Here is a 21582-nt window from a genome sequence, read left to right as displayed (position 1 = left end):
TGGTCATGGACTGGGAAGTCTTCGCCGAACGCATGGCCACCATGGCGCGGGACCTGCTGGCGCAGGAATCCGTGGAGGCCACTCTCGAGCGGATCTCCGAGTGCGCGGTGGACATCGTGGACGGCTGCGACGCGGCCGGCATTCTGATGCTCCGCGGCAAGCGGGTGGAGTCGCTCGCCCCCACCGACAGCCTGGTGGTCCGCTCCGACCGGCTGCAGGAACGGCTCGGCGAGGGGCCGTGCTTCGACGCGGCCCGGCGGCTGGGCGGTGAGCGGGTGTTCCGGATCAAGGACTTCACCCAGCCCGAGGAGCGCTGGCCGGCCTTCGTCAGCCAGGCCCGCGACCTCGGCATCGGCAGCATGATGGGATTCCTGCTCTACACCGAGAAGGAGAACCTCGGCGCCCTGAACCTCTACTCGGCGCGCCCCGCCGCCTTCACCAAGGCCAGCGAGACGGCCGGCTGGCTGCTCGCCTCGCACGGCGCGGTCGCCTTCTCCAGCGCCCGCACCGCCGACCAGCTCCAGCAGGCGATCGAGACCCGGCACACCATCGGCGAGGCCATGGGCATCCTCATGGAACGGCTGAAGATCACCGAGGATGACGCCTTCGCGCTGATGCGGCGGGTCTCCCAGGAGCGTAACGTCAAGCTGCGGGATCTCGCCCGGCAGATCTGCGAGAGCGGCGGTATCGACGGCTGAGGCCGGTAGTGACGGCTGACGGGCGATATTGGCGGCTGACGCATCGGCTGGGGCCGACGCATCAGCCGGGCGGCTCTTCCGGCCCGTGGTCTGGACCGGAAGGGCCTGGCCACCGTGTTCCCCCGGGGGTACGCCGACGGCTTGCGAGGCGGGTACCCCGGCCCGCCCGGTACGACACCCCTCATCAGTCCTTGGACAGGACGTGCGGGGCGTGGGTCCTGACCGCCTCCATCAGCTCACCCATCGACGGGTTCACCATGGGCCGGCCGGCCACCGTCACGGTCGGCACCGTCTCGTTCCCGTCCGCGACCAAGCGGACGAACGCGGCCGCCTCCGGATCCCGCCAGATGTTCACCTCGGTGTGCCGCAGCCGGGCGAGGCGCAGCCGCGTGCGCAGGTGCATACAGAACGGGCACAGCGGCCGCCAGTACACCACCACTCCGTCTCGGTCCTCATGCTCCGCCATCACGCATCCCCTCCTCGAGCCGCCCGGTCGGGCGCCGCACCGAGCGTAGCCGTGTCCCGTACGCACTCCGAGGGGTCCGTACGGGACGCCAGGTGGCGACGAGGGCCGCGGCCAGCAGGAGCTCGGCGACGTCGCCGCCGTAGTACATGATCTCCGCGCCGCCCTGGACCTCGGCGATCGGCGCGTGGACCTCGACCCAGAAGCCCCCGTACATCAACTGGGCGATGGTGGCGTGGGCCGCGATGGCGAGGCCGAGGACCACCAGTCGGGCCGGCACACCCGGCCGGGCGGGCGCCGGGTCGGGACCGGCGATGACATAGGCGAACAGCCAGCCCGAGAGCAGGAAATGGGCGTGTGTCAGCCAGTGCCACCCCGGTCGGCCCATGACGGTGTCGTAGAGGGGGGTGAAGTACAGCAGCACCAGCCCACCGGTGGTCAGCAGCAGGGCGGCGACGGGGTGGGCGAGCAGCCGCGCGGGGCGGGTGCGCAGCACCGCGGTCAGCCATCGGCCGCGGTGCGGGGGCAGGGCGCGCAGCAGCAGGGTGACCGGGGCCGCGAGCACCAGCGCCAGGGGTGCATACATCCCGAGCAGCAGATGCTGGACCATATGGCCGCGGAAGTCCCGATGGGCGAACGGCGCGAGGGGCGGAAGCAGCGCGAGGGCCAGGAGGGCGAGCCCGGCCGCGAAGCTCACCGATCGGGCGGCCGGCCAGCCCTGGGCGGGGTTGCGGCGACGGGCGCGGCGGACCGCCAGCGCGTAGGCGGCGGCGCACACCAGCAGGGCGAGGCCCGGCAGCCATACGTCCAGGGGGCCGCCGCCCCCGCCGTGTCCATGGCCGGGATGCGCCGCGCCGCCACCCATCACCTGGGCCCGGTGGCGTGGGGTGCCTCGGGGCCGGAGGGCGCCCCGCCGCGCTGCAGCAGATAGCCGCCGGCCACCAGAAGGGCGCCCAGGATCAGGAAACCGGCGTCCCACCACGCCTGCTCCGGGCCGCCGCGGACATGGTGGATGCCGAGGATCTGGTGGTCCAGCACCCCCTCGACCAGGTTGAACAGGCCCCAGCCGACCAGGATCCAGCCCCACAGCACGCGCGAGCCCCACACCCGGCGGCGGTCGTGGGTGACCCGGGCGTAGAGGATCGCCAGCCCCAGCAGGACCGCGATCCAGCACACGGCGTGGAAGATCCCGTCCCACACGGTGTTCATCTCCAGCCCGGGGACGGTGTGCGGGTTGTAGTACCTGACCCCGATGTGGTCGTGGTCGGTGCCGCTGAGCATGTGGTGCCACTGCAGGAGCTGGTGCAGCAGGATCCCGTCGAGGAAGCCGCCCAGCCCCACGCCCAGCACGATCCCCGGGAGCCGGATGGTGTGCGGCGTGGGCAGACCGGCCCGGGTTTCGTCCGCCGTGGTGGCCATCACCGCTCTCCGTCCTGCCGACAGTGCGGACGGCAGGGTGTTCCCGCGCGCCCGTCGCCACCACGGCTTCCCGGCCGGACCGGCTTCGTCACCGGTCCGCGCCGTCTTTCCGCCATACGCCGAGCCGGGGCGGGGTGGCGTGGACTCAGCCGGGCCGGGGCGAGGTGAGCCGGAGCGGGCCGCTTCGGGCCGTCCGTCAGGCGGCGGTGACGGTGAACAGCCCGCCGTCCGGGTCGCGCAGGATCGCCTGACGGCCGGCGGGGGAGGCGGTCGGCGCGAGGGCGACCGTGCCTCCGGCGGCACGGGCCGCCGTCACCGCGGCCGTCACATCCGGGACGCGGAAGTGGACGTACCAGCGCGGCCGGACCTCCGGGTCGGGGGCCTGCTCGACGGCGCCGCCGTGGACCACCGCCAGCTTGCGCCCCGCCTCGCGCACGATCACCTCGTCGTTCTCGTACTCCACCGAGCAGCTGCCCTCCGGGGACGCCCAGCCGAAGACCTCGCCGTAGAAGAGGGCGACCGCGAACGCGTCGCGCGTGCGCAGCTCCAGCCAGGCCGGGGCGCCGTCCGGACCCGACGGCCAGCCGGGCAGCGCCTCCCCCGCCCAGAAGCCGAAGACGGCGCCGTCGCGGTCGGCGGCCAGCGCGGCGCGGCGGCCCGGGCCGAAGGGGAGCGGGCCGACGCCGACGGTGCCGCCCCGCTCATGGATCCGTGCCGCGGTGGCGTCCGCGTCCTCCACGGCGAAGAACGGTGTCCAGGCGGCCGCGCTCCGAAGGCTGTTCGCGAGTGCTCCGACCCCGGCCACCGGCGCGCCGCCGAACAGCGCCGTACGGAACTCCTCACCCATCCCGGTGGGGCGCCAGGTCCACCCGAGCACCGCGGTGTAGAACTCCTGCGCCGCCTGGATGCTGGGGGCGGCGAGACTCACCCAGCAGGGGAATCCCGGCCGTGCGTGGCCGATCGGCTTCATGGGCACCACTCCTCACACTCCGCCCCGACACCACCGCGGGGACTGCACCGGTGTACCCCGACGGCCGGGTGCTATGCCCCGGCGGTGGCGCGGGGCCAGGTCTCCGGGGCGATGTCATGCCAGATGTTCTGGGCCTGGATCAACAGGGTGCCCAGCACGGCGGTGGTGGCGGCGGAGACGCTGCGCTGGTCGCAGAGGTGCTTGTGGAGGGCGTCGTGGCGCCGTTCGACCGAGTCCAGGGCCTCGTCGAGTCGGGTGTGCGTCTCCTCGTCGTCGGGGGCGGAGGGCAGGCAGATCAGATCCGCGCGGGCCCGGCACGCGGCCGCCAGGGCACAGAGGAGGCGGCCGTAGTCGCCGAGCGCCTGGTGGTCGGGGGAGGGGATGGTGCGGTTCTCGTCGGCGATATCGATCATGGTGTTGGTGATCCCGCCGATCTGCGCGACGATCGACCCCCATCGCTGGTCCTCGCTCTCGTCGGGGACCGGCGGCAGCTTCCGGCGCCCCCTCCACGGCAGCCTGGGGTTCAGCCGGAGGCTCTCATGGCTCCACAGCCGTGCCGATCGCAGGCTCTCCTGCCGCTGTTGGAGGCGATTCGACAGCCGCCGCCAGTCGGCGGCCGTCTCCTCGGACCAGTCCTCCTCGCTCAGCCGCTCGGCCATGCACGCGAGGGCGTCCTCCGCGCCACGGGCCAGACCGCTGAGGTTCTCCCGTATGTCCCGCAGATGGACCGGAGGGAAGATCAGCGCGTTGACCGCGATGCCGATCGCGGCGCCCAGCACCGCCTGCAGCAGCCGGTGGGAGACCGTGAGGCTGGACACGGGGCCGGAGGTGAGGGTGAACAGCGCGGTGGTGGGCCCGTAGATGCCCTGGTCGCCGAGGCGGGGCCAGTTGCTGAGCAGCATCACGACCGGCAGGACCAGGGCCACCGAGGCCAGGGTGTTCCCCGTCAGGGCTTCGGCCCCCGCCGCCAGGAGCGTGCCGACGGCGATGGCCACCAGCTGCTGCAACCCCTTGAACAGCGAACGGAAGACGGTGGCTTGCACCAGGACCACCGCCACCCACGGCGCCATCAGCGCCACCGGATCCCGCAGCCACCACCCCGACACCGCCCAGGCGAGGGTGGCCGCCCCGGCGGCCTTCAGCGACTGCACGACCAGGTCCCGCTCCCGCCCCGGCCCGCGGCACGCCCGGACCGCGGCCTGTGCGACTCCTCGGGCTCCGGCCCGCACCCCATACAGGTTCTCGATCATGTGCGCCATGGAGTAGGGGGTTCCTGGGACGCGTCGGCTTATGCATGGTGGGACGGGACCGGGCCGCTTACGCGGGACGGGACCGGGCCGCTTACGCGGGACGGGACCGGGCCGCTTACGCGGGACGGGACCGGGCCGCTTACGCGGGACGGGACCGGGCCGCTTACGCGGGATGGGCCGGGCCGCGGTCCGCTCAGCCCGTGGCCAGCAGCAGCGTCCCGACCAGGGCGAGTCCGGCGCCCGTGGCCTGCACCACCCGCAGCCGCTCGCCGAGCAGTCCGCGGGCGGCGAGGGCGGTCACCACGGGGTACAGGGAGGCGAGCACCGCGGCGACGGTGACCGGGCCGTGGTGGGCGGCGAGGTTGTACGTGCCGTTCGCGGCCACGTCGGCGAGGCCCACGAAGGCGAGCGCGGGCAGCGACGCCCACACCACGCCCATCCCGCCCTCGGGCAGTCCGGGGTTTCCCCGCCGTACGGAGAAGAGGAGCGCGGTGCCGCCGACCGCCACATTGCACACCCGCTGGACGAACAGCGCGAGGAAGAGCCCGGTCAGCGTGGTCGACGCCTCGGCGATCAGCGCCATCACCGAGCCGAAGCCCAGCGCGGCGACCAGGGTGAGCAGGAGCGTCTGCCGCTGGACGGGCGCACCGCCGGTCTGCGGACCGCTCGCCAGGACCACGCCCGCGACCGCCACCACGACCCCGGAGACCTGCAGCAGCCCGGGCCGCTCGCCGAGCACCAGCGCGACGCCGAGCGGCACGATGACCCCGCCGAGCGCGCCGAGCGGGGAGACGACGCCCATCGGGCCGAGCGCGAGGGCCCGGTAGAAGCACAGCATCGCGGCCGGGCCGACCACACCGGCCGCCGCCGCGAACCACAACTGCGGCCCCGCCTCGGACCATCCGCCGGTGGCCACCACGATGGCCCCGAGGACGGTCACCGCGATGATCTGGGAGGCGACGACCACGGTGAGCGCGGGTGTGCGCCGGGTGAGCAACCCTCCGCCGAAGTCGGCCAGCCCCCAGAGCAGGCTGGTGGCAAGCGCGAAGAGTGCGGACATGGTGAAACCTCGCCGTACAGTGTGGTGGACGTGGGAGTACAGCCCACAGTAGTTCACTGCACTCGACTACGCCATTCACTATTATGGACGGACCGGACCGTGACGGACCTCGATCAGCTCACGCAGTCGCTCGCCCGCAACCTCAAGCGGTGGCGCAACGAACGCGGCTTCACCCTCGACGCCCTCGCGGCCCGCGCCGGGGTCAGCCGGGGCATGATCATCCAGATCGAGCAGGCCCGTACGAATCCGAGCGTGGGCACCACGGTCAAGCTCGCGGACGCGCTCGGCGTGAGCATCACCACCCTGCTCGACTACGAGCACGGGCCGCGGGTGACCTTCGTCCCGCCCGAGCAGGCGGTACGGATGTGGTCCACCGAGGCGGGCAGCTACACCTCCCTGCTCGTCGGCACCGAGGCGGGCGGTCCGCTGGAGATGTGGGGATGGCGGCTGATGCCCGGCGACGAGAGTGCCTCCGATCCGCATCCGTCCGGCACGGTCGAGCTGATCCATGTGACGGCGGGCGAGCTCACCCTGGTGCTCGGCGGCGAGGCGCACACCGTCCCGGCCGGCACCTCCGCGGCGTTCGAGGCGAACACCCCGCACACCTACCGCAACGAGGGGTCGGCACCGGTGGAGATGACCATGGCGGTGTCGGTACCGCCCGCCCGCTGACGCCACCCGGCCCTTCGTACCCCGCCCGGCCTGCTAGTTTGACGGCATGAGTACGCCGATGGATGCCTTCGACGAGGTCCGTCCCGCCGTCGAGTGCCTGGATCTGCTGACCGCCCCCGTCGCCGAGGCGCTGCGCGACTGGCGTGGCTCGGAGCCGGTGGAGCAGGTGCTGTTCGTGGACACCGACCCGGACAAGGCCGACACCGCCGTACTCGTCGAGAACTACGGCCCCTGGCTGCTGGAACAGTCCGCCAACTGCGTGGTCGTCGCGGGCAAACGGGGCGGCGAGACCACTCTCGCCGCCTGCCTGGTCCTGGCCCACACCCGCGCGGACGTCAACGGCGTGGTGCGCCGCCAGCTCGGCGCGCGCAAGGCGTCGTTCGCCCCGATGGACACGGCCACGGGCGAAAGCGGCATGGAGTTCGGTGGCATCACCCCCATCGGCCTGCCCGCCACCTGGCCGCTCCTGGTGGACTCCGCCGTGGCCGACATCCCCTACGCCCTCATCGGCAGCGGCACCCGCCGCGGCAAACTCATCGTCCCGGGCAAGCTGCTGGCCGGGTTGCCGGGCGCGGTGGTCCTGGAGGGCCTGGGCTCGCCGGGTGCCGTCGGCGCCTGAACCCGCCCACGCCGCGACGCCCGGCCAGGCCCTGTCCGGTGGATCAGATCATGGCCGGGGTCGCGATGCCCATCACGCATACCCCGCCCTGTCGAAAACGCTCTACTGACCGTGCGACAGGCTGGCTTGAACCAGGACTCGGGCCAGGTCAGTACTCTCCGGAAGGCTGTCGAGCGAGAGCGGCTGCGTGGCGACAGCACCCTCGTGCAGCACGAGCAGTTGGGTGGCCAGGGTGGCCGGGTGCGAGCAGCCCGCCGTGGCGGCGAGTTCCTTGAACAGGTTCAGCAGCCAGAGCTTCTGGTTCGCGGCGATGCGGTATGCGGAATGCGAGGGATCCGGGAGCTCCGCCAGTGCGTTGATGAAGGCGCATCCGCGGGTGTTGGTCTCGCTCCAGGTCCGCAGGGCCTCGAAGGGGGCGGTGACGGCCTCGGCCGGGGTGTCGCTGGCGTCAACGGCGGCACGGACGAGTGACCGCCAGCGCTGGTCGCGTTCCGTGAGATAGGCCGCCACGAGGCGGTCTTTCGAACCGAACTGGTTGTACAGGGTCCGCTTGGTCACGCCCGAGCGCTCGGCGATCAGGTCCACACCGACCGCCGTGATGCCGCGGTTGTAGAACAACTCCTCGGCGGCCGCCACGATGCGGCGGCCGGCCGGTGTCATAGGCCGCGCTCCCTGCACGACGGGCCCCTTCACAGATCGGTGTACGGTGGGGAAAGGTTTACAGATCAGTATACCTGCGAGGAGGTTCAAGCGATGGGTGTGTCCGAGCTCATGCGAGCGGTGCGCATCACCAGGCACGGAGGACCGGAGGTCCTTGAGCTGGCGGAGGTCGCCGTCCCCGCCCCTCAGGCAGGGGAGGTGCTGGTCCAGGTCGGCGCGGTAGCGCTGAACAACACCGACCTGTGGACCCGGGAAGGCGCCTACGGCCGTCCGGACAACCCGAAGGCGCTCTCGGGCTGGCGAGGCCCGATCGACTTCCCGCGCATCCAGGGCGCCGACGTGGCCGGCCGGGTCGTGGCCGTCGGGACCGGCGTCACGGGGGGCCTCGTAGGACGCCGAGTGGTCGTCGACCCCGCGATCTACGACACCGAAGGGCCGGACGCCCACCCGGTGGGCCTGATGGGGAGCGAACGCGACGGCGGATACGCCGAGTACGTGACGGCGCCGGTGGAGCGTGTACACGACGTGACGGAATCTCCGCTTACGGACGAGCAGCTCGCGACGCTGCCGACCGCGTACGGCACGGCGCTGGGCATGATCGAGCGCGGCCGGCTACGGAAGGGGGAAACCACCCTGGTCTCGGGAGCCTCCGGTGGCGTCGGCCTCGCGCTGGTGCAGATCGCCCGTGCACGCGGCGCGAGGGTGCTCGCCATCAGCAGTGGACCCAAGATCGACGCGGTGCGCGAAGCAGGCGCGCACGACGTCATCGACCGTGCAGAAGACATCGCCGGACAAATCCGCGCCGCCGCCCCGGAGGGCATCGACGTCGCACTCGACGTCGTGGCCGGCGAACTGGTCGGCGAGGGGCTGCCGCTGTTGCGCGAAGGGGGCCGGTGGGTCATCGCCGGCGCACTCGGTGGCTACGAACTGACCTTTGACGTGCGCCGCCTCTACCTGCACAACGTCCAGGTCATCGGGTCCGCGATGCACACGCCCAGGCACTTCGACCTCCTCATGGACCTCGCTCGTCGGGCAGAGGTCCAGCCCGTCATCGCCGCGACCTTCCCCCTGGACCAGGCCGCTCGGGCGCAGGAAGAACTCTCCCTCAGGGGGCACGTGGGAAAGATCGTCATGCACCCCTGAGTTCCATCCGACGGATCACGGGTGGAGCCCTAAGCGGACCGCCGTGACGGTGACGGTGCCTTGGAAGACGTAATGGTGCGTGGTTTCGTTTGGATCAGCGGGCGGACCATGGAGCGAAACTGCCCAGGTGTGGGAGACAAGGAGTTGGGCAGGACCCTGATTCTGCTCCTGATCACAGCCGGAGCAGCGGGGTCCGGTAACCACTACCGCCCTTGGACGACGAGTACGGAACGGTGAGCAATGAGCATGCCCGGCGGCACCGGCAACACCAGTGGTCGCTACCCCATCCGGGGTGACTACTACGACAAATATCTCACGGAACGGCAACTGACCGACACCGTCACGATCGTGTGGGGCTCTGTGGGCCTGGTCTTCGGCGTGTTCATCGGAATGGGGTTGTCGTCACTCTTCGGGCTGTCGACCGTATTCCGCGCCGTGCTGATCACTGCACTAGTCCTCGTCGTCGGTGGGGGCACCGCATGGATCGCCCGCCGGATAGCGCGGCGCGGAACGGAGGACAAGCGGGTCGCAGAGTTCCACGCGGAGTACGGAAGCGCGGAGAGCGACAGCGCCGACAGCGATACGCAGCGGGACACTGAGCGATGAGTAGCCGTGGCGGCCTGCGCTCCTCGGGCCCGGCTTCGTCACTGCCCTGAGGCAGACGACGCTTGGCCTCCCGGCGGCGTGATCGGCTCCTGTCCGTTCTCCGGCCCGGCACGCACGGCCGTGGACCGAAATGGGTCCGTGGCCGGAGACGCCGTCGTACACCACCTCGCCGCCGATGCCCGCTGCCGGCCCCTCGCCTTCGTTCTCACCGCCGGACAAGCCGATGATGCACCTGCCTTCACCGAGGTCATGGCCCGTCTGCGCCTTCCCCGTCGGCGAGGACGTCCCCGCACCAGGCCGGACCTGGTCCTGGCCGACAAGGCGTCGACCTACAGGCAGCGCAACACGGTCGAGCGGTGCATCAACCGCCTGAAGCAGTGGCGCGGCATCGCCGCTCGCTACGAGTCAAGCGGGAGCTTTTCGCGTGGGTCAGGACGCTAACCCCGACCGCTTCGCCATGGCCAGGAGGTCCCGGCGGCTGCGCTGGTGCATGGTCCACAGAACGCGCATCACCTCCCGCGCCATCGGGTGGATCTCCGCCATCTGCGGGGCGACGCGGAAGGCTTGCTTCAGGGCCTCCTCCGCGCCGACGAGATCCTTCGTCGCGAGCCGAGCGCGGGCGGCGTCGATGGCCAGTCGGCCGATGCGTGACGGCTTGAGGCCTGCGGGAGGCGCCGTCAGCAGCGGTGTCGCGACCTCCGCCGCCTTGTCCGGCTGGCCGAGTTCGATGCGGGCGGCCAACTCGTACAGCGCTGTGTTGCCGGGGCCGAACGTCAGATTGTGCTGCAGGACGTCAGGGCCGGTGATCCGCTCAGCGAGTGCCGTTGCCCGACGGACATGGGCCGCGGTGGCCGCCTTGTCCTCGTGTCTGGACGCCAGGACGACGCCGCGCAGATGCAGCGAGCCCAGATGGACGACGCGCTCCAGGTCGTCACCCGGAATCATCTCGTAGCGAACGATGGCGCGTTCAATGATCGCCAATCCGTCGGAGTACTCGCCGGCCGACTGGTACGTCCCCGCCTCATTCCACGCGGCAGCCGCTTCGGCCGACGGGTTCCACGTCTGATGAGCCGCCCACTGCTGACGGCTGACGATCATGTCCGCGAGGTCGGGCTGGCGAAACCGATGGGCGCAGGCGTACGCGCAGCTATAGACGTCAGCGACTTGCCCCCACGCCGTGGCGTCGCCGTCGCTCTCCATGGCCGTCGCGGTGACCTGGCCGAGTAGCCTCGGGAGGAGCTGGAGCAACTCCAGGTAGTTCGTATCCGCCCGAAGCTGGGCGGCGCGCTGCAGCGAGGCAGCCAGTTCACTGGGCGGCGGAACGTCCTCGCGCGGCAAGGTGTGGCGGCGGACGACGGTGCGGAGAGCATCCATCAGTTCGTGTTGCTTCGATGGATCGCTGAACGGATCGCCGTAGACCCTGGCCGTTGTGACGCGCAGCGCGGAGGCCGCAGCTGCGACGAGAGGCGGAGTCGCCGGGCGCAGCCCTGTCTCGATCTTGCTCAGATACGACAGGGAGATGCCCATCTGTCGGGCCAGGCTCGCTTGACTCGTCCCGCGGACTTTCCGGAGTACCGCGATGTTCTCACCGGCTGACGGTGCGCTGTGCATGGCTCCACTGTCGCACGCCAATTCGCCTGCGTCCGTGCCCCGCAGGACTTCTGACGGTCCGTTGTGCAAGCTTTGTGTCAACTGATCACGGGGCGCCGGTAGTTATCTGGTCACACAGGGGAAACAAGTGACCGGGAGCCGGGATGACCACCCACGACGAGCCAAGGACCCTCGTATTCATCTACGACCGGGAGGAGACGACGCAGACGGATCGGCTGAACACGCGCATTGCCCTGTGCCGAGCCTTCGCCGCCCAGATGAATTGGGAGGTGGTCGGCCAGTGGGTTGATCGCGGAGATGCTGCCGTATCCGAGCGTCGGCCGTTCTGGCAAGGCATGATCGCGGCGATGCGCCATGAGGGCCGGGGCCGGCGCTTCGTATGCCTCGTGGCGAGCTGGGAGCGTATTGCCTACGACCCGGTCACCAGTGACAGGCTGCGGCAGCTCGTGAGCAACATCGACGGGGTGTGCGTAGCGGTCAACGACGCGGCCTGCGAGGTGCCGCCCGGGATGCAACCCGCGGCCATTCGCGGCGTCGACACGAACGGCAAGCCGCGTACCTGAGTTACTCCCTCGTCCCTCATCCGCCAAAGCCCCTGCCTGTCGTGGTGCTGGAACGTCAGGGCAGACAGGAAGCGGTCCGGGAGTGCTTTGGTCGGCTCCGTCCCGGGCCGTGGCCCCCGCTCCGATGCCCGTTGTGCGGCGAGTGGAGGAGTGGGGGCCGCACACAGCCTCGCCCCAGTCGCGTGCTTGGAGGCCAGTGACCAGGGCGAGGGCAGCGCACCACTCACAGAGAAGAGGCACGCGCATGAATCACGGTACAGCTCTGCTGCCCGACGAGGACCGAGCGGCCGTCGTCGACACGGTTATGGTCAACAATCCGGACATGGCGCCGCAACTGGCGGGGCGCATCGTCGATGAGGCGGTGAAATACCTCGCAGCCGTCGCAACCGCTCCCGAACCGCTCACGCCGTCAAGGCTCGTCGACGAGGAATGGCACGCGTTGATCCTGCACACCCGCGTCTACAAGCGGCTGTGCGACAAGATCGGGACGTTCGTTCACCACGTGCCGGAGCGCCCGGCCCCCGGGAGCCGGGGCCCCCAAGTGCTGACGAAGACTCAGGCTCGGATCGTCGCGGCGGGGCACACCGTGGACGACGCTCTGTGGCTCGCGCCGACCGATGCGTCCATCCCGGTAGCCGCCGGCTGTCAGCACAGCCCCGGCGGTCCGGAGGGAAGTTGCACCGGGGACCCGGACGGTGACGGTCCGAGCGGGCCGAACTGACGACTGACTGACCGGCGCTTCGGCGGCACGTAGCATCGCCACGGGAGGTGTCTATGTCGACACGGTGGGTGAATCCCAATCAGAAGGGGCTCGTGGCCGTCGTTGATCAGCTTCGAGGCCCGAAACCTCGTCCCGCGAACGCCTGCGGGTGTACGGGGGAGCGTGGCCCGAGGCTGACGGCAACGGTCGTCGTGGTCGGCGGGATCGCTTACGTCGTCCCGTGCAACAGGTGTGGCGGTAAGGGTGTCGTTCCGTAGATCATCGGCCCCGACGGCGACCCGTCCGTGCGCTTCCCTCGTGGCGCCGGGCGGGGTCGTGGCCTGTGCTCGTCCCCGGCGGGCGGGGCGGTGGCGGGTCGGTTAGGGAATTTACTGTTAAGGCCTTAACTGATAGCGTTCGAGGCATGGACCAGTCGGAACGCGCCCCCGCCAGTCCGCTTGAGCGGCTCAAGGTCATCAACTGGGCTCAGGTGCAGGCCGGACAGGATTGGATTCGCTCCCGGGGACTCACCCTGCAGCAGGCATTCGTGCTCAGCTACCTCGCCGAGAACCCCGGAGCCATCCAACGCGATATCGCGCAGGCGACGCGTACGACCGCGGCGAATGTCTCGGCTGTCTTGCGTGGGCTCGAAGCGCGGGATCTCGTTGAACGCCGCTTTGAAGACGGCGATGAGCGCAGCAAGCGCGTCTTCGCCACCGATGCCGGCACGGAGCTCATTGCCGGACATGAGGAGGCGATGACCGCCGTGGACGAGTCGATCCTCGCGCCGCTCACCAAGTCGGAGCGAGCCGCCCTCCAGGCGCTGCTCGACAAGATCACCGCTCATCTGTCGAACCCGGGCCCGGGCGACTCGTAACACGCCCGGCCGAGACGCCGAAACCACATCCCATTGCCCCCGTGTCGGCATCGGTCGACACATGCGCGAACCTGCCTGGACAAGCGTGCCCAGCGAGCAAAGGTGCCGTCACCATGACGAAAGCAGACCAGATACTGACCATGGTCCGAGAGGTGTGCGCCCTCGGACGTGTCGAGTTCGAACGACCGCACACCGCCGAGGGCGACCCCGACGCCGGGCGGGCGCTCGTAGAGGGGTTGCAGGCGATCGAGCCGGGCGGTGGTCCCAGTGACATCTCCCTGTCACTCGGACTGCTGGCGCCCCGTGCTCCGTACTTCGACCAGCTCGTGCTGGACGCTGTCGCGACGGGAATTCCCCAGGTCGTCAACCTCGGTGCGGGCTACGACGACCGCGCTGTGCGGTTCCGGCATTCCGGCGTGCGGTTCTTCGACCTCGATCTGCCTGACATCGTCGCCGACAAGGCTCGTCGACTCGAAGCGATGGACACCGAGACCGCCCACGTCACCCTGGCCGCAGTGGACTTCGGGACCGACGATGTCGCCGAGGTACTGGCCCGCGCCGGGCACGACGCTCAGCGGCCGACCCTCTTCATCGCCGAACATCTTGTTCTGTTCCTCGAACCGGGCGACGTCGAGCGGCTCCTCGCCGGGGTTTCCGGCCGCGCCGCGAGGGGGAGCACCCTGGCCCTCACCGCCGAAGTGCATCCTGCCGGACTCGACTCCGGCCTCGTCGTCTCGGCTGTGGACGACGTGATGTTCGCCGGTGCCAGTCCCCTGCACACGATCCAACCCCGTGAGGCCTGGCTGGCACTCTTCGAGCGGAACGGATGGCGGATCGAGGACGCCGACGAGGTGACGGCAGTCGATCACTTCGAGCTTCCCGTAGCCGGCCAGTCCGTCCCGATCCAGACGCAATTCCTCACCGCGACGGCGTGACGCCTGCGTGCCCGATCGCATACGGAACTGCCCGCATCGGGTGCGGGGGTGTGCTCAGCCCAGCCGGGGGATCTCGATGGCCGGGCAGCGGTCCATCACCATGGCGAGCCCGGCGGCGCGGGTGCGCTCGTAGGCGGCCTCGTCGATGACGTCGAGCTGGAACCACACGGCCTTGGCGCCGATGGTCACGGCCTCGTCGGCGACCGGGCCCGCCAGCTCGCTGTTGACGAAGACATCGACCACGTCGACCGGGAAGGGGATCTCGGCGAGCGAGGAGTACCCCTGCTCGCCGTGCACCGTCTCGGCCTTGGGGTGCACGGGCACGATGCGCTTGCCGAAGCGCTGGAGGACGTCGGCGACGCCGTGGGCGGCACGCCGCTCGTTCGTCGACAGGCCCACGACGGCCCAGGTGTCGCCCAGCTCGGTGAGGATCTTGCGGACCGTCGACGGGTCGCCGTACATGCTTGCCTCCTACGGGCGGGAGAAAGGCCCTGTTCTCGGCACAACAGGCACCACATTCGAAGGATTCCCCAACACCAGGCCTCGACGAACGGGGACGGCCCAGGACGGTGTCTTCCCAAAAACCGGGAGGCGCTACCGGCGGACCGCCGAGATCAGTCCGCCGGGCCCCTCCTCGCGCTGCGGCGGGGTGCTGATCGGACGGCCGTAGGCGGCGGCGCGCTCGCGCAGGGTGTGGCTGTCGGCCTCCCAGCCGTGCCCGGCCAGCCAGCCCACCGGGTCGTCGGGCATCTCCGAGACCCACATGGACGCCGCCGATCCCGGCGCGGCGTCCGCGCCGAAGCGCTCGATCACGCCGCGCGAGCCCAATGTCAGCCCCATCCGACTGCCTGGCGCCGACTGCGTGCTGATCCGGGCCAGCAGCAGCTCCACCGCGTCCGTGGGCAGATAGATCAGTAGTCCTTCGGCGATCCACGCGGTCGGCACGGTCGGGTCGTGCCCTGCGGCGGCCAGCGCGCCTGGCCAGTCCGCACGCAGATCCACCGCGACGGTGATCCGCTCGCAGCGTGCGACGGCCCGCTCCTGGCGCAGCACCGAAGCCTTGAAGTCCAGTGGCGCGGCAGTGTCGACCTCGAACAGCCGGGTGCCCTCGGGCCAGTCGATGCGGAAGGCCCGGCTGTCCATGCCGGCGCCGAGCAGCACGACCTGCCGGACTCCGGACGCGGAGGCCTGCCGCAACAGGTCGTCGAGGAACTTCGTCCTGATGACGATGGAGTACGACACGGCCAGTCGGCGGCGTCGCGCCGCTTCGTCATCCGGTAGTGGTGGCGAGGAGGGCCACAGGCCGCCGGCGGTGGCGAATGCCCGTGCCAGTGGGTCGCGGAACAGCGCGTTCTCCCGCTCGGTCTCCAGTGCCCGCACCCTGGCCACCCCCACCGCCGTGGCCCACACTCCCGACGGCTGCACCCGCTCCTGGTCATCAGTCACCGCGCCAGCCTAGATGTTCAATTTCCAGGGGCCTGATGAGGGAGCCAGGTTCCTGTACGGCAATGGCGGCCATGGGTCGGCCCGGCACCAGTCAGGGGTGGCGTTGAGGGCCGGGTGGGCCAGGAGCGGGTGCCGACGCGGATGGCCGCGATCGCCTCGGTGAGGTCGTCGCCGCGCTGTCCTCGATCTATCGCCTCGGTGAGGTCGTCGCCGCGCTGTCCCCGATCTTCGGTTCGGCTTTCCCGGGTGGCCGTCTCGGGCTATCGGGCGCTTACGGCTTCCAGCAGCAGGTGGAGGTCGTGGGCGGCTTCAACGGTGGACAGGGCCGCGGTGGCGAGGACCATGGCTGCCACGGCGGCGAGGATGGAGTGGCGGCCGAAGGGAGGGGCGAGGAGGGCGGCGACGCGGCGGGGCACGGGTCCGGCGGCGGCGAGGGCGGTGCGGCGGCCGAGGATGCCCAGGGAGGCGCCCGGGGCGCGGGTGGGGGTGTGGTGGGCGGCGAGGGCGGCCTTGCCGACGGTGTGGGCGACCCGCTTGCGGTCGCCCGTGGCGGTGGCGGCGTTCTCGTCGGCCCATCGTTCGATGGTGTACGTCACGGCCGTGGCGAGGGGGCGCAGCAGTGGGTTGGCTGCGGCGCCGAGCTGGGCCAGGGTGACGAAGGCGTAGTGGTGGGATGCCAGGTGGGCGCGTTCGTGGGCGAGCAGGATGTCGCGCTCGGTTTCGTCCAGGGTGCGCAGCATGCCGGTGGAGACGACGATGCGGCCGGGCAGGCCGGGGATCGCGAAGGCGTCGGGGGCCTCGTCCTCGACCACGACCAAGTCGTCTTCGGTGGGCATGCAGGCCGCTTCCAGGGCGGCGGCGGTGAGGGTGCGGGTACGCCGCCAGAGCATGCGGGCGGCCATGAGGACGGCGGCGCCGAGCAGGAGGGCGGCGAGCAGGGCGACGGACAGTTCGGCGGGGTCGTCGCGCTGCGCGGTGTGGGCCGACCAGTGGCCGAGGCTGGCCAACTGGGGGAAGCGGATCAGTCCGGTGATGGCCAGCAGGCCCAGTGAGATGGTGGTCGCTGCGCCCATGGCGAGAGCCGAGACGGTGAGCAGCCAGGTCGCCAGGCGGGGTTCGCATCGCTCCGACAAGGGGCGTGCTCCGAGAGGGGCGAGCAAGGAGAGCAGCAGGGGGATGTAGACGGCGATGCGCATCTGGGTGGCCTCTTCCTACTGGTCGGGGCCGAGCAGTTGGCGCAGCAGGTCCGCGTCGTTGGTGGACAGCTCGTCGGCGAAGCGCGCGAGGACGTCCTGGCGGTCCGATCGCTCCTCCAGGACGGAGCGCATGCGGCGGGCGGCGAAGCCGGGGTCGTCGGTTACCGGGGCGTAGGCATGGGCCCGGCCGCGCGGGGTGCGGGTGAGCAGTCCCTTGGTGTGCATGCGGGTGAGGATCGTCAACACGCTGTTGTAGGCCAGTCCGCTACCGAGGCGTTCGGTGACCTCGCGGGGGGTCAGCGCGCCGTCGGCCCGCTGCAGCAGTTCGAGGATCTCCGCCTCGCGTGCCCCGTTGGGCCGCTTGGGGCCGTGTCCTGGCGTGCGGGTGCCCATGGAGTTGGCGTCCCTTCCCTCATCTCCTACACTCGTGTAGGACTCCTACACGAGTGTAAAAGTCACTGTCTCCCCAAGTGTGCCATGCGCTCATACCACCAGAACTCTGCTCTGGGCGGCGTACGGCCGGAAAGGACCCTGCGGTGCCTTTGGCTCTCAATCCGCTGGATGCCGCCCAACTGCTGAATGTGCCGTTGCCAGGTGTACTGCTCGCCGCCGCGGCCGGGGTGCTGCTCGGCGCCCAGGCTGGCTATCCGATCGGCCGCCGAGCCGGGCGGGTCCTGCCGGCCGGTACCCGCGGCCGGCACCTGAGTGACGGAGTGCGACGCGCGGAGGAGTTGCTCGCCCGCTACGGCCATGGCAAGGCGATCGTGCTCGCCCGGTTCATCCCGGTCGTGCGGACCGTGCTCAACCCGCTCGCCGGGATGGCCGGCGTGCCCGCCCGCACCTTCGCGCTGTGGCAGGTCTCCGTGCTGCCACTGGCCCTGGAGGCGCTCGGCGTCCGCCGGGCCCGTACCGCCGCGGAGCAGGCCCCGGGGTGCGCCAAGTGAAGATCACTTTTCTGATCCACAATGTGTACGCGATCGGCGGCACCATACGCACCACGCTCAACCTCGCCGCCGCGCTCGCCGACCGGCACGAGGTGACGGTCGTGTCGATGCTGCGCCACCGCGCCCGCCCGCGGTTCGTCGTCGATCCGCGGGTGACAGTAGTGCCCCTGGTCGACCTACGGGAGAACAGCGCGGACGCGAACGACCCGCTGCTGCACCAGCCGGCCGAGGTCTTCCCCACCGCCGAGAAGCGGTACGGGCAGTACAGCCGTCTCACCGATCAGCGGGCGCGGGAGTACCTGCGGACCTGCGAGGCGGAGGTGATCATCGGCACCCGGCCGGGCATCAACGTGTACCTGGCCCGTTTCGCCCCGCCCCGGGCGCTGCGCATCGCCCAGGAACACCTCACCCATGACACGCACAGCAAGAAGTTGCGTGCCCAACTCGCCCGCCGGTACCGCGACCTGGATGCCGTGGTCACCACGACCGAAGCCGACGCGGCCGTCTACCGGGCGAAGATGCGGCTGCCGGGCGTTCGCGTCCTGGCCATTCCCAACAGCGTGCCCGACCCTGGCCCGCAGCCCGCCGACGGCAGCGCCCGTGTCATCGCCGCGGCCGGACGTCTGGTGCGCGCCAAACGGTTCGACCTGCTCATCGAGGCGTTCACCGATGTCGCCGCCAAGCACCCCGACTGGTCGCTCCGCATCTACGGCTCGGGCGCCGACAAGGAGCGGCTCCAGCGACTGATCGAGGAGCAGGGCCTGGGGGGCCGGGCGGCGCTGATGGGCGCGGTGTCCCGGATCGAGGCCGAGTTCGCGAAGGCGTCGATCGTCGCCTCCGCCTCCGACGCGGAGTCCTTCGGCATGACGCTGGTCGAGGCGATGCGCTGTGGCACACCGGTGGTCGCCACCGACTGCCCGCTCGGCCCCGCCGAGATCATCAACGAGGGCGTCGACGGCCGTCTGGTCCCCATGGGCGACCGGCAGGCGCTGGCCGCCGCACTGTGTGACCTGATCGCCGACGAACCCGGCCGCCGCCACATGGGCGAGGCCGCCCGCGCCGCGGCCCGCCGCTTCGACCCGGCCCACGTCGCCCACGCCTACGAGGAACTGTTCGGCGACCTCGCCGCCACGCGTTCCTCCCGGGCCTGGCAGCGCCGCAAGGCCCGCTGGCGCAACCGCGCGGGCCGGGCCCTGCGCCGCCTGCGCCGCTAACCCCCCGGCGACCACCCCTCACCGTGCCGGTTCACCCCCGGACACGGCCCGCTCGCTTCACCACAGAAACGGATCCAGATGAGTAGTGCCATCAGCATCGGCCAGGCGACCCTCCTCGGCATCGTCGAAGGCATCACGGAGTTCCTCCCCGTCTCCTCCACCGGCCATCTGAAGATCACCGAAGGGCTGATGGGCATCCCGGTCGACGACACCTCCGTGGTCGGCTTCACCGCCGTCATCCAGGTCGGGGCGATCGCCGCGGTGCTGATGTACTTCTTCAAGGACATCGTGCGGATCGTCTCCGCTTGGGGCCGCGGCCTCGCCCACCGCGAACAGCGGTACCACCACGACTACAAGTTCGCCTGGTGGGTCATCTGCGCCACCATCCCGATCGTGATCGTGGGCCTGGCCGCCAAACCGTTCATCGAGGGCCCGCTCGCCTCCCTGTGGGTGGTCGCCGGTTCCCTCGTCGTCGGGTCCGGTGTGATGTGGGTGGCCGACCAGATGGGCCGTCACAAGCGCGGCGAGGACGACACGAGCTTCAAGGACGCCATGCTGGTCGGCTGCTCGCAGATCCTCGCGCTGCTCTTCCCCGGCTTCTCACGCTCCGGCGCCACCATGTCCACCGCGCTCATCCTCGACCTGGACCGGGTGGCCGCCACCCGCCTGTCCTTCTTCCTCGGCATTCCGGCGCTGACCGGCGCGGGTCTGTACGAGCTGAAGGACGCTGTCGGTGCCGGGGTCGGTGCCGCCCCTCTCGTGGTGGGCACCGCTGTCTCGTTCGTGGTCGCCTACGCCTCGATCGCCTGGCTGCTGAAGTTCGTTGCCAAGCACTCCTTCAATGCCTTCGTCATCTACCGCATCGCGATCGGCCTGCTGCTGTTCGGCCTGCTCGGTACCGGGGTGCTCACCGCGTGATCGTTTCGAGTACGGTCCTGCGACCGCCCCGCCGGCTGCCGTGGCCGGCGCTGGTCGCCCTTGCCTATGCGGTGACCCAACTCGTCTTCGTCGTACCGCACTTGGGGCTGGGCTGGGACGAAACGGTGTACCTCTCCCAGGCCGACCCGCACCGCCCGGCGGCGTACTTCAGCGCCCCGCGCTCGCGCGGCATCAGCCTTCTGGTCGCCCCCGTCCTCGCCGTCACCGACTCCACCACCGCGCTCCGGGTCGTCCTGGCGCTGCTGTCCGCCGCCGCCCTGTACGCGGCCTACCGCGTCTGGCAGCCGCTGCTCGGCCCGAGGCGGACCGCCCTGGCCGCGTTGCTGTTCGCCGGTCTGTGGACCACCCTGCTCTACGGGCCGCAGGCCATGCCCAACCTGTGGGTGGCCCTGTCCGCGGTGGCGGCGGTCGGCTGGTTCCTGCGCGCCACACATCCCCCTGCGGGGCGGCGGGCACCGCTCGGCCTGGGCGCCATGGTCGCGGCCGCCACCTGCTTCCGCTTCTCCGACGGCGTCTGGCTCGCCCTGCCCCTGCTCGCGGCGTGTGCGATCGTCCCGGCCTGGCGGCGCCCGGCACCCGCGCTCGCCGTGGCCGGCGGGTTCGGCGTGGGTGGCGCCGAGTGGATCGCGGAAGCGTACGTACGTTGGGGCGGGGTCGGCGCCCGGCTGCACGCCTCCAGCGCCACCGAGGGCGGCATGGGCGCCCGCTGGGCGGGCGGCATGGCATGGCGCAGCCTCAACGGCCCCCTGCTCTGCCGCCCCTGCCACAGACCACTCGTGCACCCCGAACTCACCCTGTGGTGGCTGGCCCTGCCCATCCTCGCCCTCATCGCCTGCGTCCTGGCCTGGCGTGCCCGGCGCGGCGCGGTCACCGTGCTCCCTGCCGCCTGCGCCTCGGCGCTGAGCATTCCCTACCTGCTGCTCATCGACTACTCCGCGCCGCGCTTCCTCCTGCCCGTCTACGCCCTGCTCTGCCTCCCGCTCGCCACGCTGGCCGCACACGCCGCACGCGCCATCCGCCCACCCCGCGCCCGCGCCCTGGCCGCCGGGCTGGCAGCCGCGCTGCTCGCCCTGCACCTCTCCGCGCAGTACCACGTGCTCGACCGCAACACGGCCGACGCCCGCGCCACCGCCGCCCGCTACCGCACCGCCGCCCACGACCTGCGCCGCCTCGGACTCACCCCGCCCTGCCTGGTCAGCGGCGTCCATGCCCCGCCCATCGGCTACGACACCGGCTGCGCCTCGACCAACGTCCGCGGCAACAACCGCAACACCACCGCACACGCCCTGCTGCACCGCGCCGCCCGAGAACCCACCGCCGCCCTCGCCAGGAACCGCTCCGGCCCTCCCCACTACGCCCGCACCTGGACGCCCAGCCTCCTGCCGGGCACCGGGCTCACGGCCTACCTGCCTTCCCGGTCCCCGGGGCCGAGGCATGACCGAAAACGGCTTCCACGCCCATTCCCGCAGGTCAGACCTGCCACGCATGCCTTCTGGCCAGGCGGCGCGGAGAGACACGGGTCAGTGGTCCTTCAGCAGAAGGTGTAGCAGCGTCACGACACCGGGCCGAGGTCCTCGGTGTCGAACCCGGCAAGGCG

General features: G+C 71.0%; 24 protein-coding genes and 2 pseudogenes. 14 read left to right on the top strand and 12 right to left on the bottom strand.

Going from position 1 to position 21582, the window contains the following annotated elements; translation table 11 throughout:
- Positions 1 to 5 precede the first annotated feature (5 nt).
- A complete protein-coding gene (locus J8403_RS06550; protein WP_211122308.1) occupies positions 6 to 698 on the top strand; it encodes a GAF and ANTAR domain-containing protein in 693 nt (230 codons plus the stop codon).
- A gap of 184 nt (positions 699 to 882) precedes the next feature.
- On the opposite strand, the gene J8403_RS06545 is transcribed toward J8403_RS06550, so the two are convergent.
- The 6 genes from J8403_RS06545 to J8403_RS06520 form a co-directional block, all read right to left on the bottom strand.
- Positions 883 to 1164, bottom strand: a complete 282-nt coding sequence (locus J8403_RS06545) for a glutaredoxin domain-containing protein (RefSeq protein WP_211122307.1) — start codon at positions 1162 to 1164, stop codon at positions 883 to 885.
- Complete coding sequence (locus tag J8403_RS06540) at positions 1151 to 2026, bottom strand: cytochrome c oxidase assembly protein (RefSeq protein ID WP_211122306.1); 876 nt, start codon at positions 2024 to 2026, stop codon at positions 1151 to 1153. The genes J8403_RS06545 and J8403_RS06540 overlap by 14 nt, the downstream gene beginning before the upstream one ends.
- Positions 2026 to 2580, bottom strand: coding sequence for a DUF2243 domain-containing protein (locus tag J8403_RS06535; protein ID WP_211122305.1), 555 nt, complete (start codon positions 2578 to 2580; stop codon positions 2026 to 2028). Before J8403_RS06535 ends, J8403_RS06540 begins: the two co-directional genes overlap by 1 nt.
- Before the next feature lie 196 nt (positions 2581 to 2776).
- Positions 2777 to 3550 carry a VOC family protein gene (locus J8403_RS06530; RefSeq protein ID WP_211122304.1) on the bottom strand — a complete coding sequence of 258 codons (774 nt, stop codon included), beginning with the start codon at positions 3548 to 3550 and terminating at the stop codon, positions 2777 to 2779.
- Between the two features lie 71 nt (positions 3551 to 3621).
- Positions 3622 to 4809, bottom strand: a complete 1188-nt coding sequence (locus J8403_RS06525) for an FUSC family protein (protein WP_246585725.1) — start codon at positions 4807 to 4809, stop codon at positions 3622 to 3624.
- Positions 4810 to 4993: 184 nt separating this feature from the next.
- Entirely contained in the window at positions 4994 to 5860 is an 867-nt protein-coding gene (locus J8403_RS06520) for an EamA family transporter (protein WP_211122303.1), read from the bottom strand.
- Between the two features lie 99 nt (positions 5861 to 5959).
- On the opposite strand from J8403_RS06520, the gene J8403_RS06515 reads away from it, so the two are divergent.
- Entirely contained in the window at positions 5960 to 6532 is a 573-nt protein-coding gene (locus J8403_RS06515; RefSeq protein WP_211122302.1) for a helix-turn-helix domain-containing protein, read from the top strand.
- 46 nt (positions 6533 to 6578) lie between these two features.
- Entirely contained in the window at positions 6579 to 7151 is a 573-nt protein-coding gene (locus tag J8403_RS06510) for a YbaK/EbsC family protein (protein ID WP_211122301.1), read from the top strand.
- Between the two features lie 102 nt (positions 7152 to 7253).
- Here J8403_RS06510 and J8403_RS06505 read toward each other — a convergent pair whose 3' ends face one another.
- Complete coding sequence (locus J8403_RS06505) at positions 7254 to 7811, bottom strand: TetR/AcrR family transcriptional regulator (protein WP_211122300.1); 558 nt, start codon at positions 7809 to 7811, stop codon at positions 7254 to 7256.
- Positions 7812 to 7904: 93 nt separating this feature from the next.
- On the opposite strand from J8403_RS06505, the gene J8403_RS06500 reads away from it, so the two are divergent.
- From J8403_RS06500 to J8403_RS06490, 3 genes and pseudogenes are all read left to right on the top strand, one after another.
- The gene (locus tag J8403_RS06500) at positions 7905 to 8954 is read left to right on the top strand and encodes a zinc-binding dehydrogenase (RefSeq protein WP_211122299.1); all 1050 of its coding nucleotides are present in this window, start codon (positions 7905 to 7907) and stop codon (positions 8952 to 8954) included.
- Between the two features lie 240 nt (positions 8955 to 9194).
- A complete protein-coding gene (locus J8403_RS06495) occupies positions 9195 to 9560 on the top strand; it encodes a hypothetical protein (protein WP_211122298.1) in 366 nt (121 codons plus the stop codon).
- Between the two features lie 162 nt (positions 9561 to 9722).
- Positions 9723 to 9971: pseudogene (locus J8403_RS06490) on the top strand (IS5/IS1182 family transposase); the annotation flags it as partial.
- Positions 9972 to 9989: 18 nt separating this feature from the next.
- Here the strand turns inward: J8403_RS06490 and J8403_RS06485 are convergent.
- The gene (locus tag J8403_RS06485) at positions 9990 to 11171 is read right to left on the bottom strand and encodes a helix-turn-helix domain-containing protein (RefSeq protein WP_211122297.1); all 1182 of its coding nucleotides are present in this window, start codon (positions 11169 to 11171) and stop codon (positions 9990 to 9992) included.
- A 143-nt stretch (positions 11172 to 11314) separates the two neighbouring features.
- Between J8403_RS06485 and J8403_RS06480 the strand changes: the two genes are divergently transcribed.
- From J8403_RS06480 to J8403_RS06465, 4 genes are all read left to right on the top strand, one after another.
- Positions 11315 to 11734: a recombinase family protein gene (locus tag J8403_RS06480; RefSeq protein ID WP_211122296.1), complete on the top strand. Its 420-nt coding sequence runs from the start codon at positions 11315 to 11317 to the stop codon at positions 11732 to 11734.
- A 244-nt stretch (positions 11735 to 11978) separates the two neighbouring features.
- Positions 11979 to 12455: a glycine-rich domain-containing protein gene (locus tag J8403_RS06475; protein WP_211122295.1), complete on the top strand. Its 477-nt coding sequence runs from the start codon at positions 11979 to 11981 to the stop codon at positions 12453 to 12455.
- 403 nt (positions 12456 to 12858) lie between these two features.
- Positions 12859 to 13311 carry a MarR family winged helix-turn-helix transcriptional regulator gene (locus tag J8403_RS06470; protein ID WP_211122294.1) on the top strand — a complete coding sequence of 151 codons (453 nt, stop codon included), beginning with the start codon at positions 12859 to 12861 and terminating at the stop codon, positions 13309 to 13311.
- Positions 13312 to 13424: 113 nt separating this feature from the next.
- The gene (locus tag J8403_RS06465) at positions 13425 to 14246 is read left to right on the top strand and encodes a class I SAM-dependent methyltransferase (RefSeq protein ID WP_211122293.1); all 822 of its coding nucleotides are present in this window, start codon (positions 13425 to 13427) and stop codon (positions 14244 to 14246) included.
- Between the two features lie 54 nt (positions 14247 to 14300).
- Here J8403_RS06465 and J8403_RS06460 read toward each other — a convergent pair whose 3' ends face one another.
- The 4 genes from J8403_RS06460 to J8403_RS06445 all read right to left on the bottom strand — a co-directional run bounded on the left by J8403_RS06460 (position 14301) and on the right by J8403_RS06445 (position 17281).
- Positions 14301 to 14708 (bottom strand): CoA-binding protein, encoded by a 408-nt coding sequence (locus J8403_RS06460; protein WP_211122292.1) that lies wholly within the window; start codon positions 14706 to 14708, stop codon positions 14301 to 14303.
- Positions 14709 to 14840: 132 nt separating this feature from the next.
- The gene (locus tag J8403_RS06455; RefSeq protein WP_281427903.1) at positions 14841 to 15692 is read right to left on the bottom strand and encodes a class I SAM-dependent methyltransferase; all 852 of its coding nucleotides are present in this window, start codon (positions 15690 to 15692) and stop codon (positions 14841 to 14843) included.
- A 260-nt stretch (positions 15693 to 15952) separates the two neighbouring features.
- Positions 15953 to 16888 carry a M56 family metallopeptidase gene (locus J8403_RS06450; RefSeq protein ID WP_211122291.1) on the bottom strand — a complete coding sequence of 312 codons (936 nt, stop codon included), beginning with the start codon at positions 16886 to 16888 and terminating at the stop codon, positions 15953 to 15955.
- A gap of 15 nt (positions 16889 to 16903) precedes the next feature.
- The gene (locus J8403_RS06445) at positions 16904 to 17281 is read right to left on the bottom strand and encodes a BlaI/MecI/CopY family transcriptional regulator (protein ID WP_211122290.1); all 378 of its coding nucleotides are present in this window, start codon (positions 17279 to 17281) and stop codon (positions 16904 to 16906) included.
- Positions 17282 to 17346: 65 nt separating this feature from the next.
- On the opposite strand from J8403_RS06445, the pseudogene J8403_RS06440 reads away from it, so the two are divergent.
- The 4 genes and pseudogenes from J8403_RS06440 to J8403_RS06425 form a co-directional block, all read left to right on the top strand.
- Positions 17347 to 17751, top strand: a pseudogene (locus tag J8403_RS06440) (DedA family protein); the annotation flags it as partial.
- A gap of 77 nt (positions 17752 to 17828) precedes the next feature.
- Positions 17829 to 19046: a glycosyltransferase family 4 protein gene (locus tag J8403_RS06435; RefSeq protein ID WP_211122289.1), complete on the top strand. Its 1218-nt coding sequence runs from the start codon at positions 17829 to 17831 to the stop codon at positions 19044 to 19046.
- Positions 19047 to 19124: 78 nt separating this feature from the next.
- Complete coding sequence (locus J8403_RS06430; RefSeq protein WP_211122288.1) at positions 19125 to 19964, top strand: undecaprenyl-diphosphate phosphatase; 840 nt, start codon at positions 19125 to 19127, stop codon at positions 19962 to 19964.
- Positions 19961 to 21532, top strand: coding sequence for a hypothetical protein (locus J8403_RS06425; RefSeq protein ID WP_246585724.1), 1572 nt, complete (start codon positions 19961 to 19963; stop codon positions 21530 to 21532). The genes J8403_RS06430 and J8403_RS06425 overlap by 4 nt, the downstream gene beginning before the upstream one ends.
- The last annotated feature ends 50 nt before the right edge of the window (positions 21533 to 21582 follow it).

The organism is Streptomyces yatensis (genome assembly GCF_018069625.1).
GTDB classification, from domain to species: domain Bacteria; phylum Actinomycetota; class Actinomycetes; order Streptomycetales; family Streptomycetaceae; genus Streptomyces; species Streptomyces yatensis.
The sequence above is the reverse complement of the archived record's forward strand: the minus strand, read 5'-3'. Positions and strand labels throughout refer to the sequence as shown.